Annotated in this window: 10 protein-coding genes; 6 read left to right on the top strand and 4 right to left on the bottom strand. The window is 56.8% G+C overall.

Features of this window, described 5'->3' with window-relative positions:
• Positions 1-84: 84 nt before the first annotated feature.
• Positions 85-795 carry a phage antirepressor KilAC domain-containing protein gene (locus C2E16_RS11440; protein WP_038625820.1) on the bottom strand — a complete coding sequence of 237 codons (711 nt, stop codon included), beginning with the start codon at positions 793-795 and terminating at the stop codon, positions 85-87.
• 246 nt (positions 796-1,041) lie between these two features.
• Here C2E16_RS11440 and C2E16_RS11445 point away from each other — a divergent pair, with 246 nt between their 5' ends.
• The 3 genes from C2E16_RS11445 (at position 1,042) to C2E16_RS11455 (ending at position 4,424) form a co-directional block, all read left to right on the top strand.
• Positions 1,042-2,769, top strand: a complete 1,728-nt coding sequence (locus C2E16_RS11445) for a potassium/proton antiporter (protein ID WP_038625818.1) — start codon at positions 1,042-1,044, stop codon at positions 2,767-2,769.
• 78 nt (positions 2,770-2,847) lie between these two features.
• Complete coding sequence (locus tag C2E16_RS11450) at positions 2,848-3,081, top strand: DUF1480 family protein (RefSeq protein WP_038625816.1); 234 nt, start codon at positions 2,848-2,850, stop codon at positions 3,079-3,081.
• 152 nt (positions 3,082-3,233) lie between these two features.
• The gene (locus tag C2E16_RS11455; RefSeq protein WP_038625814.1) at positions 3,234-4,424 is read left to right on the top strand and encodes a multidrug effflux MFS transporter; all 1,191 of its coding nucleotides are present in this window, start codon (positions 3,234-3,236) and stop codon (positions 4,422-4,424) included.
• Between the two features lie 3 nt (positions 4,425-4,427).
• On the opposite strand, the gene dadX is transcribed toward C2E16_RS11455, so the two are convergent.
• Both dadX and C2E16_RS11465 read right to left on the bottom strand, forming a co-directional pair.
• Complete coding sequence (gene dadX, locus C2E16_RS11460) at positions 4,428-5,498, bottom strand: catabolic alanine racemase DadX (RefSeq protein ID WP_084970187.1); 1,071 nt, start codon at positions 5,496-5,498, stop codon at positions 4,428-4,430.
• 19 nt (positions 5,499-5,517) lie between these two features.
• Complete coding sequence (locus C2E16_RS11465) at positions 5,518-6,822, bottom strand: D-amino acid dehydrogenase (RefSeq protein ID WP_038625812.1); 1,305 nt, start codon at positions 6,820-6,822, stop codon at positions 5,518-5,520.
• Between the two features lie 507 nt (positions 6,823-7,329).
• Here C2E16_RS11465 and C2E16_RS11470 point away from each other — a divergent pair.
• Positions 7,330-8,868: a SpoVR family protein gene (locus C2E16_RS11470; protein ID WP_104951498.1), complete on the top strand. Its 1,539-nt coding sequence runs from the start codon at positions 7,330-7,332 to the stop codon at positions 8,866-8,868.
• Positions 8,869-8,931: 63 nt separating this feature from the next.
• Here C2E16_RS11470 and fadR read toward each other — a convergent pair whose 3' ends face one another.
• Positions 8,932-9,645 (bottom strand): fatty acid metabolism transcriptional regulator FadR, encoded by a 714-nt coding sequence (gene fadR, locus C2E16_RS11475; RefSeq protein ID WP_084970186.1) that lies wholly within the window; start codon positions 9,643-9,645, stop codon positions 8,932-8,934.
• 218 nt (positions 9,646-9,863) lie between these two features.
• Here fadR and nhaB point away from each other — a divergent pair, with 218 nt between their 5' ends.
• Together nhaB and dsbB are read left to right on the top strand one after the other, a co-directional pair.
• The gene (gene nhaB, locus C2E16_RS11480; protein ID WP_084970185.1) at positions 9,864-11,402 is read left to right on the top strand and encodes a sodium/proton antiporter NhaB; all 1,539 of its coding nucleotides are present in this window, start codon (positions 9,864-9,866) and stop codon (positions 11,400-11,402) included.
• A 116-nt stretch (positions 11,403-11,518) separates the two neighbouring features.
• On the top strand, positions 11,519-12,049 hold the full coding sequence (gene dsbB, locus C2E16_RS11485; protein WP_038625808.1) for a disulfide bond formation protein DsbB: 531 nt from the start codon (positions 11,519-11,521) through the stop codon (positions 12,047-12,049).
• The last annotated feature ends 9 nt before the right edge of the window (positions 12,050-12,058 follow it).

Consider the following 12,058-nt stretch of genomic DNA (forward strand, 5'->3'; position numbering starts at 1 on the left):
GGAACGCGAGCAACAAAAAAGCCGGTCGTTGACCGGCTTTTTACTCTCTGTCGCATCCTTTCATCATCTTATCCTGTTTAACCGTCAGGCCGCTGCGCCCTTAGGCTGTGATGCGAGGTGGCCTGCCCACAGGCTGGCGACCCATTTAACCCCTTTCGGCGTAAAGCGCGCCTGTGAAAAGGCATGCTGATTTTCGCCTACCCCGGAGCGCAGAGTGAAACGTCCGGCGTTGAGATGCTGCTGATGCGGCGTTAAGGTGCCGCTCATACGGTACATGATATTTCGTTCCAGCAGGAACTGACGAAAATCGGGCTCTTTCACCTTCAGCATTTTGCATACCTGACGGAAGCCCATTGATTCCTCTTCAACCGTGACGTAACGGTCGAAGAATTCCGCCTTGGGGGCGAAAAGCGCCAGCTGCTGCTCTGCTTTCTGGCGCTGCTCGAACTGCTCAGCCCAGGCGCGCGCCGCTTCGGCCGGATTGGTGAAATCGGGCAGATGCGCCACTTTTTCCCGCTCCTGCCAGCGATCGAGCGCTTCCGCCGTAAAGGCCGGCGACAGGCGCGCGACGGCCAGCACCGAATCGCGTTTGTTAAGACGATACTCCTGTCGCACCGTTCCGTCGGCTTCATAATCCCATGCCGTCAGCGGCTGCGACAGCCGTTGCGCGGTTTCCAGACTTTTAATCAGACGTTTCACTTCGCCATGGGTATTGCCGGTCATCTCAGCGATTTCACGGCTACTCATTGTGACGGATTGATGAAGAGCGTTCAGGCTCTCAGTTGAAATCATCATAGCTTCACCATTTACTTGCAAATAGCAACAGCCCCGTGAGGGAGTACAAATAGTATACTGATTACTGTGTGGATATCCAGTATTTTTTTTAATCAACGCAGATTTGCGAGGCGTTACAAGGAAAATGAAAAACTTTTTTGTCCGCTTATGACAAGCTATTGATAAAGCATTATCTTTTGAAAACGGCTATAGTAGAGCCACACCTGCATCGCCCCCTGTTATCCTGTATCGCGAGGAGAGTCCGCCTTGAATGCCAGCACCATTTACAGTCTTTTCATTATTGGTTCCGTGCTGGTGGCTTCAAGCATCCTGCTCAGCGCTTTCTCTTCTCGCTTAGGCATTCCCATTCTGGTGATCTTTCTGGCGCTCGGCATGTTGACCGGCGTGGACGGCATCGGCGGCATCGCCTTTGATAATTATCCGCTGGCCTATATGGTCTCTAACCTGGCGCTGGCGGTGATCCTGCTGGATGGCGGCATGCGCACCCGCGCCAGTTCGCTGCGCGTGGCGCTGGGCCCGGCGCTGTCGTTGGCGACGGTCGGCGTGATGATCACCGCAGGGCTGACCGGCGTGGCCGCCGCCTGGCTGTTTCAACTTGATATGATGCAGGGTTTTCTGATCGGCGCGATTATCGGCTCGACCGACGCCGCCGCGGTGTTTTCACTGCTGGGCGACAAAGGGCTGAACGAGCGCGTCAGCTCGACGCTGGAGATCGAATCGGGCAGCAACGATCCGATGGCGGTGTTTCTGACCATTACGCTGATTGAGATGATTCAACAGGGCGAAACCGGGCTAAGCTGGATGTTCGTAGTTCATCTGATTCAACAGTTCGGCCTGGGCATCGTGCTGGGCCTGGGCGGCGGCTGGGCTATTCAGCAGCTGATCAACCGTATTTCGCTGGCAAATGGCCTCTATCCTCTGCTGGCGGTCAGCGGCGGCATTCTGGTCTTCGCCCTGACTACCGTACTGGAAGGCAGCGGCATTCTCGCCGTCTACCTGTGCGGCTTCCTGTTAGGCAATCGCCCGATCCGCAACCGCCACGGCATTTTACAGACTTTCGACGGCATGGCCTGGCTGAGTCAGATCGGCATGTTCCTGGTGCTCGGCCTGCTGGTGACGCCTTCCGATCTCTGGCATATCGCCGTGCCGGCGATGCTGCTTTCGCTGTGGCTGATCCTCTTTGCCCGTCCGGTTTCAGTATTTGTCGGCCTGCTGCCTTTCCGTAGTTTCACGCTGCGTGAGCGCGTCTTTATCAGCTGGGTCGGCCTGCGCGGCGCGGTGCCGATTATTCTGGCGGTCTTCCCGATGATGGCCGGGCTGGAAAACGCCTCGCTATTTTTTAACATCGCCTTTTTCGTGGTGCTGGTCTCGCTGATGTTGCAGGGCACCTCGCTCGGTTTCGCCGCGAAAAAGGCGAAGGTTATCGTCCCGCCTACCGCCTCGCCCATTAGCCGCGCCGGGCTTGATATCCATCCTGAAAACCCATGGGAACAGTTTGTGTACCAGCTGAGCGCGGATAAATGGTGCGTCGGCGCCGCGCTGCGCGATTTGCAGATGCCGCGTGAAACCCGTATCGCCGCGCTGTTCCGCAACAATGTGCTGATGCACCCTACCGGCAATACGCGTTTGCGCGAAGGCGACGTGCTGTGCGTTATCGGCCGCGAACGCGATCTGCCCGCGCTCGGCAGGCTGTTCAGCCAGTCGCCGCCGGTGGCGCTCGATCAGCGCTTCTTTGGCGACTTTATTCTCGACGCCGACGCGCGGTTGCGCGACGTGGCGCAGATTTATGGTCTGGAGTTGAATGAAGATACCAACGATCAACAGTCGCTGGGGCAGCTGATTCTGGGCATGCTGGGCGGCGCGCCGGTTGTCGGCGATCAGGTGGAATGGAATGCGCTGATCTGGACCGTAGCGGAGAAAGAGGATAATCAGGTGATCAAAATTGGCGTGCGCGTGCCGGAAGAGAAGGAATAATCCTGGGCGCAGCGCCTCGAAATTCCCGCCAGAACGACTACGCTTAAAGTTCACGTCTTTCCTGGAGGGAAATAACCCATGGGTCATGTAGTCAAAATTGGTCGCTACGAGATTATTGATGCAGATCTGAATGCTGAAACGGCTGATACCATCAGTATTCCCTGTCAAACCAATCCCGGTCTTAGCTACCAGCTTGACGGCTGGGATGAAGAGACCAGCGTTCCCGCGTGGATTGACGGCAAGCCGGTAGATCTTGAGATCGGGCATTACGATAAGCAGCAGGATCGCTGGATTTTAAAAAAACCCGCCTGAGCGACAGCGTCGATTCTGTCCGCGCTCAACTAACGGGTGGGTTAAAGGGGCAGTCGCCAGGCTGCTCCTGATTTTTGAGTTTCCGCTTTCCTTTTTCTTTACTTCTCTCTACCCTGTGCAGCTCAAAAAAATACAGGATGTTAACTTCCTTAATGCAAAAATTTACCCTTTTATTGTTGAGTCTGGTGCTGCTGGCGCCGCTGGGCATCGATCTCTATTTGCCGACGCTGCCTGATATTGCCGTGGGATTATCGACGCCTGTCGCTATCGTGCAGACTACCATTCCCATCTTCCTGCTGGTGATGGGGCTGGGGCAAATCATCGCCGGACCCCTGGTCGATAACTTTGGCCGTAAGCCAATCGCGATGATTGGCCTGCTGCTCTATATCTGCGGCAGCGCGCTGGCCGCCTGCGCGCTGAACTGGCCAATGTTTCTGCTGGCGCGCGTGGTGCAGGGCTGCGCCGTCTGCTGCACCGCGGTCGTCGCCTTCAGCGGCGTGCGCGATCGGCTGGCGGGCGATGAAGCGGCGCAGGCCTACGGCTTTCTGAACGGCGCGCTGAATATCGTCCCGGCGCTGGCGCCGATGCTGGGCGGCTTTCTGGCGGAAGCGTTCGGCTGGCGAGCGCCCTTCTGGTTCCTGGTCTGCTACGCGCTGTTTATCAGCCTGCTGATCGGCCTGCTGCTGCCGGAAACGCGTCCGGCGGATACGCGCAAGGTTAAAGGTCTGCCGCTGCGTCAATACGGCGCCATTTTGCGAGAGCCGCGCTTTCTGGCTTTCGCCTTCGCCAATGCAGGCGCGCTGGGTATGGTGTTGACCTATGTCTCGCTGGCGCCGCATGTGCTGATGACCGAAGGCCGCCTGAGCGCTCTGCAATTTTCCATCGCCTTCGGCGCTAACGGTTTCTGGATTATGCTGGTCAGCGTGCTGGTGAATAAGATGATCCGTAAGGTGGGCCGCCCGCTCTGTCTGGCGATCGGCACGCTGGCGATGCTGTTGGGCGCCGCGCTGCTGTTCGCTGGCGAGATGCTGTTTCCTGCGCATCTGCAGACGCACTGGGCGCTCTATATGCTGCCGGTGGCGATCTCTGTTGCCGGGCTCGCCTTTACCGTCGGACCGGCTACCAGCTATGCGCTGGAGCCTTATCAGCAGCAGGCTGGCGTCGCATCCGCGCTGGCGGGATTTATTCAGATGGCGGGCGGATCGTCCGCCAGTCTGTTGATGATGGCGCTGCCGCTGGCAGAAAAAGATGCGCTGGCGCTGATGATGCTGGCGGGCGCAGCGCTCACGTTTCTGGCGTGGCGCTGCAGTAAAAAGATGCGCGGCTCGCTCACCGCGCTGTAACGCTTATTGCACGTCAACCGGCACCCGCGGCGCGAGCGCGCACATCAGCTCATAGCCAACGGTGCCGGCGCTGCTGGCCACCTCGTCAATTTTGATCTGATCGCCCCACAGTTCGACCTTCGATCCAATGCCCGCCTGCGGACAGGGCGTCAAATCGACCATTAGCATATCCATCGATACCGCGCCCAGCGTGTGCGTACGCACGCCGTCCACCATCACCGGCGTGCCGGTAGGCGCATGGCGCGGATAACCATCGGCGTAGCCGCAGGCGACGACGCCGATGCGCTGCTCCGCCTGAGCATGATAACGATAGCCGTAACCGACGCCCGCGCCCGCCTTCAGCGGCTGAACGCCGATAATATCGCTGGTCAGGGTCATCGCCGGTTTCAGGCCGGTGCCGGCGATATCCTGCCACTGACCACTTGGCGACGCGCCGTACAGCACAATGCCGGGGCGCACCCAGTCAAAGTGCGCTTCGGGATGCCAGAGCGTCGCCGCCGAATTAGATAACGAGCGCGGGCAGTTCAGCCCTTCTGCCGCCCGTTCGACCTGCTTCATTGGCTCGACAATGCCCTCTTCTCTTTCCGCCTCGGCGAAATGGGTCATGAGCGTCATTTCGCCGACATTGTCCAGCGCGCGCAGCTTTCGCCATACGTTATGCACCTGCTCCGGCAGAAAACCCAGCCGGTTCATACCGGTGTTCACCTTCACATAAATATCCAGCGGCGCGCTCAGCTGCGCCTCGGCGATCGCCTTAATCTGCCAGTTGCTGTGAACGCTGGTGGTCAGACGATAGCGATCCAGCAGTTCCAGCTCATCGCGGTGAAAAAAGCCTTCCAGCAGCAGGATCGGTTTTTTCCAGCCGCGCTCGCGCAGCAGAATCGCTTCTTCAAGGTTCAGCAGGGCAAACCCATCGGTATCGGCAAGATGTTGCCAGATACGATCGATGCCGTGGCCGTAGCCGTTAGCTTTTACAACGGACCAGACGCGGGAATGGGGCGCGGCCTGGCGAACAATCGCCAGGTTTTGCCGCAACGCAGCACTATGTATGGTTGCGACAATTGGACGTGACATAACCTCTCCTTGTAACTCGTTAACGTGTAACGTTAGCGTTATGCAGCTGCTGGTGGGTTACCGGCGAAAAACCGGGCAGATAACGCAGTACCGACAGGTCATCTGCGGCGATAGCCGGCTTTTTGCCAGAGATAATATCAGAAAGCAGCTGACCTGAACCGCACGCCATCGTCCAACCGAGTGTCCCGTGACCGGTATTCAAGTAAAGATTCTTCAGCGGCGTAGCGCCGACGATCGGCGTGCCGTCCGGCGTCATCGGGCGCAAGCCGGTCCAGAAGCTGGCCTGCTCGATATGGCCGCCGTTGGGATAGAGATCGCGCACCACCATCTCCAGCGTTTCGCGCCGCGCCGGCAGCAGCCGGGTATTGAAGCCGACGATTTCCGCCATGCCCCCCACGCGGATGCGCTGGTCGAAACGGGTAATGGCGACCTTATAGGTTTCATCCAGCACGGTAGAGACCGGCGCGCCCGCCTCATCGCGCAGAGGAATGGTCAGCGAGTAGCCTTTCAGCGGATAGACCGGAATTGACACGATATCTTTCAACAGCGCGGTGGACCAGGAACCAAAAGCGACCACATAGCTGTCCGCCGTCAACACTTCATTGCCGCACTTCACGCCTGCGATACGATTGCCCTCGCGCAGCAGCCGATCGACGGCGGTATTGAAGCGGAAAGTGACGCCCGCCTGCGCAGCCATCTCCGCCAGCCGCTGAGTAAACAGCTGGCAGTCGCCGGTTTCATCGTTCGGCAAGCGCAGCCCGCCGGTCAGCTTATGACAGGTCGCCGCCAGCGCTGGCTCTACGCGGGAGAGCTGCTGCGCCTCCAGCAGCTCGTAGGGCACGCCCGCCTCTTTCAGTACGGCGATATCCTTACTGGCGCTTTCATACTGTTGCGCGGTGCGGAACAGCTGCAGCGTGCCGCCCTGTCGTCCTTCATAACCGATGCCGGTCTGCTCGCGCAGCGCTTTGATGCAGTCACGGCTGTACTCCGCAATACGCACCATACGGCTTTTGTTTTCCTGGTAGTGACGGATATCGCAGTTGCGCAGCATCTGCCACATCCACTCCAGCTGGAAGCGGCTGCCGTCAAGACGGATCGCCAGCGGCGCATGGCGCTGAAACATCCACTTCATGGCCTTCAGCGGCACGCCCGGCGCCGCCCAGGGCGCCGCGTAACCCGGCGAGATCTGCCCGGCGTTGGCGGCGCTGGTTTCCTGCGCCGGCCCAGGCTGACGATCGACGACCGTGACTTCATGGCCTGCCTGCGCCAGATACCATGCGCTGGCGACGCCCACTACTCCACTTCCCAGAATGACAACTCGCATAACTCCCCCGCGGCAAACCATTAAGAACAATATACTGAAGACAGGCCGATATGACGGATGATAATTTTGCAGCATCCGAGCCTACATAACGGTGACATATTTCACATCTTTTTTACCTCACCGATAAGTAAAAACAAGCTGGCAGGGTAATTTTGGTGGAAAATAGTGTGTTTGCAGGAAAATCAGCAGCAAGTGATGTCGGCATCGGGAAAAGATACGGCGTTCAGCAGAAATTATCTGCGTCATATAAAAAAGAAATAAACGATATTATATTCTGCAAAACATTCCTTTAATCGCATCATTCATTATTTAAAAGTTCGTTTTTCCCCGCTGCTTTATTTTGTATTGCAGTTTCATATTGCATTCCGGTTTCGGATGGAAAACAGTGAACTATCATTAACAGTGTTCGCTCAGTTTTTTGGGCTGTCTTGTTCGGGATGAGCCTTAAACAACAGGAATCTGCGCGGCGGATGCCGCACGTTCAGATTCATCAACGAGGAGTGCGCTATGGCGACAATATTTGACGATCCGGTTAAGGACAGCAAACGACTCAGTGACGGACCCGACTGGACCTTTGAGCTACTTGACACCTACCTGGCGGAAATCGATCGCGTGGCGAAACATTACCGTCTGGAGACCTACCCGCATCAAATTGAAGTCATTACCTCCGAGCAGATGATGGATGCTTATTCCAGCGTCGGTATGCCGATAAACTACGCACACTGGTCCTTCGGCAAGAAATTTATTGAAACCGAACAACGCTATAAGCACGGGCAGCAGGGGCTGGCCTATGAGATTGTGATTAACTCCAATCCCTGCATCGCCTACCTGATGGAAGAAAATACCATCACCATGCAGGCGTTGGTAATTGCCCATGCCTGTTACGGGCATAACTCTTTCTTTAAAAATAACTACCTGTTCCGCAGCTGGACCGACGCCAGTTCGATTATTGATTACCTGCTGTTTGCGAAAAACTATATCGCCGAATGCGAGGAGCGCTACGGGGTCGAAGAGGTCGAGCGGTTGCTCGATTCCTGTCATGCGCTGATGAACTACGGCGTCGATCGCTACAAGCGTCCGCAGAAGATTTCATTGCAGGAAGAGAAAGCGCGGCAGAAAAGTCGTGAGGAGTATCTGCAAAGCCAGGTCAATACGCTGTGGCGCACCCTGCCGCGGCGGGAGAAAGAGGAAGTGCATCAGGAGAAAGTGCGTTTTCCTTCTGAACCGCAGGAAAACTTACTCTATTTTATGGAGAAGAACGCCCCGCTGCTGGAGCCCTGGCAGCGTGAGATCCTGCGCATCGTGCGTAAGGTGAGCCAATATTTTTATCCGCAGAAGCAGACCCAAGTGATGAACGAAGGCTGGGCGACTTTCTGGCACTACACCATCCTGAACCATCTTTATGATGAAGGGAAAGTGACGGAACGCTTTATGCTGGAGTTCCTGCACAGCCACACCAACGTGGTATTTCAGCCCGCCTACAACAGCCCCTGGTATAACGGCATCAATCCTTACGCGCTCGGCTTCGCCATGTTTCAGGATATCAAACGCATCTGCCAGTCGCCGACCGAAGAGGATCGCTACTGGTTCCCGGATATCGCTGGCTCCGACTGGCTGGAAACGCTGCATTTCGCCATGCGCGAGTTTAAGGACGAAAGCTTTATCAGCCAGTTCCTGTCGCCGAAGGTGATGCGCGACTTCCGTCTGTTCACCGTGCTGGACGACGACCGCAACAACTATCTGGAAATTGCGGCGATCCATGATGAAGCGGGCTATCGCGCCATTCGCCAGCAGCTCTCTGCGCAGTATAACCTGAGCAACCTGGAGCCGAATATTCAGGTCTACAATGTTGATCTGCGCGGCGATCGTTCTCTGACGCTGCGCTATGTTCCCCACCAGCGCTCGCCGCTGGATAAGAGCCGCCGCGAGGTGCTGAAACATGTGCATCGCCTCTGGGGATTTGACGTGCATCTGGAACAGCAGAATGAAGATGGCAGCGTGGAGATCCTCGAACGCTGCCCCCGCGTCCTGGTACTCTGTAGTTGACGCGGAAGCGGAAAAGCAAAAGGCCGGATAGCTATCCGGCCTTTTTTATTGTTGCCAGTTCCGCTAGCGACGCTGCAGATCGTCCGGCATGGTTTTATGCATGCTGTGCCAGATCTCGCCGCTGCGGCGACCGTAATCGCGCACGGCGATAACGATGTTTTCCGGTTCGGTGCCGTCGCAGAAGGTCAGCAGCTGCTGATAAAAACGCAACGCCACCGCGCGCGCTTCCGGGTTGGAAAAATAGTGGCGGCCGACGCGGGTATAGAGCCCCTTCAGACCATTGAGAATCAGGCCGTAAATCGGGTTGCCGGAAGCGAAAGCCAGCCCGCGGAAAATGCGATAGTCCAGCTCGGTATAGGCGTCCGCCTGATCTTCGACGTCGTCGGCGCTTTTCAGCACTTCGCGCGCCTGGTCAGGGAAATGACGAATGGCGCGACGAATAAAAATCGAGGAGATATTGGTGCGCACGGAGAGCAGATTATCAATCAATTGCGGCACGCTGTCGTGATCGAGGCGCGCCAGCGTTTCGAGAATATTCAGGCCGGACGTTTCCCAAAAATTATTCACCCGCGTCGGCTTGCCGTGCTGAATCGTCAACCAGCCGTCGCGCGCCAGACGCTGAAGCACTTCACGCAGGGTGGTGCGCGTTACGCCAATCAGTTCAGAAAGCTCGCGTTCGGCGGGCAGGATGGATCCAGGAGGGAAACGGCTGTTCCAGATACTTTCGATGATATACTCTTCCGCGAACCCGGCCGGGCTCTGCGCCTTTATAACCATAGCGTTATATTCTCGTTGCTTCATCATTAGGCAATATGCAGCTCATCATACCAGAGGCCCCAGGCATCACCTAGCTTCGCTGCGTTTAAAACTTTAACCTGGCGCAAATATCGAGGAAATCTCGGTCAGATAAACGGGAAGCGCATTGCCAGCGCCAGAAGCGCCGTTTACCCTTTGCATCTTAAATTTTTTAATCCTGTATGAGGATATCATTGCATATGGATATTTCCGCCGGACGCGCCTTTACGCGCAATTTTCTTGGGCAGTCCCCCGACTGGTATAAGCTAACGCTGTTAGGCTTTCTGGTAATCAATCCCCTGCTGTTCTTTTTTGTGAGCCCTTTTCTTGCCGGCTGGCTGCTGGTGGCGGAATTTATTTTCACTCTCGGCATGGCGCTGAAATGCTATCCCCTGATGCCCGGCGGTTTGCTGGCGCTGGAGGCGGTGGCGATCGGCATGGCGAGCGCGGAGCAGGTTAAAGAAGAGCTGGCCAACAACCTTGAGGTGCTGCTGCTGCTGATCTTTATGGTCGCCGGCATTCATTTTATGCGTCAGCTGCTGCTGTTCGTCTTTACCCGCCTGCTGCTGTCGATCCGCTCAAAGGTCTGGCTGGGCCTCTCATTTTGCCTGGCCGCCGCCTTTTTGTCCGCTTTCCTGGATGCGCTGACGGTCGTCGCGGTCGTGCTGAGCGTAGCGACGGGCTTTTACGATATCTACCATCGCGTGCTCTCTGAAGGCGACGCGACGGCCGGACTGACCAATGAGCAAGAACACCGTGAGACGCTGGATAAGTTCCGCTCATTTCTGCGCAGCCTGATGATGCAGGCGGGCGTGGGCACGGCGCTGGGCGGCGTAATGACCATGGTTGGCGAGCCGCAAAACCTGATTATCGCCAAGGCGGCCGGCTGGGATTTTGTCGACTTCTTCCTGCGTATGGCGCCGGTGACCGTTCCGGTACTGGCTTGCGGCCTGATAACCTGCGTGCTGCTGGAACGCTTTCGTCTGTTCGGTTATGGCGAACCGCTGCCGGAAAAAGTGCGTGTAGTGTTAATGGCGTACGATAGCGAATCGCAGCAGAAGCGCACCCGCCAGGAGCGGCTGAATCTCTGGATTCAGGGAATAATCGCCGTCTGGCTGATTTGCGCGCTGGCGCTGCATCTGGCGGAGGTCGGGCTGATTGGCCTGTCGGTGATTATTCTGGCCACCTCGCTGTGCGGTATCACCGACGAGCATGTGATTGGTCGCGCCTTTTCCGAAGCGCTGCCCTTTACCGCGCTGCTGACGGTCTTTTTCGCCATTGTCGCGGTGATTGTGCAACAGGATCTTTTCAGCCCGCTGATCCACTTCGTGTTACAGGCGGAGGCGAGCATGCAGCTGACCTGGTTCTACATCTTTAACGGCCTGCTCTCTTCCATCTCGGATAATGTATTCGTCGGCTCCGTCTATATCAACGAAGCGAAACACGCGTTCACCAGCGGCGCTATTAGCCTGCAGCAGTTCGAACTGCTGGCGGTGGCGATCAATACCGGCACTAACCTGCCTTCGGTGGCGACGCCCAACGGTCAGGCGGCATTCCTGTTTATGCTGACCTCGGCGCTGGCGCCGTTAATCCGTCTTTCTTATGGCCGCATGGTCTGGATGGCCCTGCCTTATACCATTGTGCTGTCGCTGATTGGGCTGTTGTGCATTATGTTCGCGCTTGAGCCGATGACGCTCTGGTTTACGCAGCACGGCTGGCTCAGCCAGCCTGCGCTGTAAGGAGACGGATAACCGGACCTGCGTCATTTTTACCGCTGTTTTTTCGCTGCCCTGGCTGGCAGCGAAAACTTTTTGCTTTACACTGCCGATTCAACGCTAATCATATGGAAAGATTTATGTTGCGATACCTGAAACAATGCTCAAGAGGACGAGGCGCCTGGTTGCTGATGGCGTTGACTGCGTTTGCGCTTGAAATGGTCGCGTTGTGGTTTCAGCATGTGATGATGCTTAAACCCTGCGTAATGTGTATTTATGAACGCTGCGCGCTGTTTGGCGTAATGGGCGCCGGACTGGCAGGCGCCGTGGCGCCGAAAACGCCGCTGCGCTATGCGGCGCTGGCGATCTGGATCTACAGCGCCTGGGAAGGCCTGCGTCTTTCTTACCGGCATACGATGATTCAGCTGCACCCGAATCCTTTCGTCACCTGCGATTTCGCCGCCCGTTTTCCCGACTGGCTGCCGCTGGACAAATGGCTGCCTGCGGTGTTCGTCGCGACCGGCGACTGCTCAGAGCGCGTCTGGTCGTTCCTGACGCTGAGCATGCCGCAGTGGCTGATGGTCATTTTCGCCGCTTATCTGATCGTGGCGCTGCTGGTGCTGATCGTTCAGCCGTTTAAACCAAAGCGCCGCGACCTTTTTAGTCGCTAAAGCGCTTCA

Source organism: Mixta calida (genome assembly GCF_002953215.1).
Classification (GTDB): Bacteria; Pseudomonadota; Gammaproteobacteria; order Enterobacterales; family Enterobacteriaceae; genus Mixta; species Mixta calida.

Excerpts from the sequence above, each read along its gene's own strand:
- C2E16_RS11440 (WP_038625820.1), bottom strand. The coding sequence starts at position 795 with ATGATGATTTCAACTGAGAGCCTGAACGCTCTTCATCAATCCGTCACA.
- C2E16_RS11450 (WP_038625816.1), top strand. The coding sequence starts at position 2,848 with ATGGGTCATGTAGTCAAAATTGGTCGCTACGAGATTATTGATGCAGAT.
- C2E16_RS11455 (WP_038625814.1), top strand. The coding sequence starts at position 3,234 with ATGCAAAAATTTACCCTTTTATTGTTGAGTCTGGTGCTGCTGGCGCCG.
- dadX (WP_084970187.1), bottom strand. The coding sequence starts at position 5,498 with ATGTCACGTCCAATTGTCGCAACCATACATAGTGCTGCGTTGCGGCAA.
- C2E16_RS11465 (WP_038625812.1), bottom strand. The coding sequence starts at position 6,822 with ATGCGAGTTGTCATTCTGGGAAGTGGAGTAGTGGGCGTCGCCAGCGCA.
- C2E16_RS11470 (WP_104951498.1), top strand. The coding sequence starts at position 7,330 with ATGGCGACAATATTTGACGATCCGGTTAAGGACAGCAAACGACTCAGT.
- fadR (WP_084970186.1), bottom strand. The coding sequence starts at position 9,645 with ATGGTTATAAAGGCGCAGAGCCCGGCCGGGTTCGCGGAAGAGTATATC.
- nhaB (WP_084970185.1), top strand. The coding sequence starts at position 9,864 with ATGGATATTTCCGCCGGACGCGCCTTTACGCGCAATTTTCTTGGGCAG.
- dsbB (WP_038625808.1), top strand. The coding sequence starts at position 11,519 with ATGTTGCGATACCTGAAACAATGCTCAAGAGGACGAGGCGCCTGGTTG.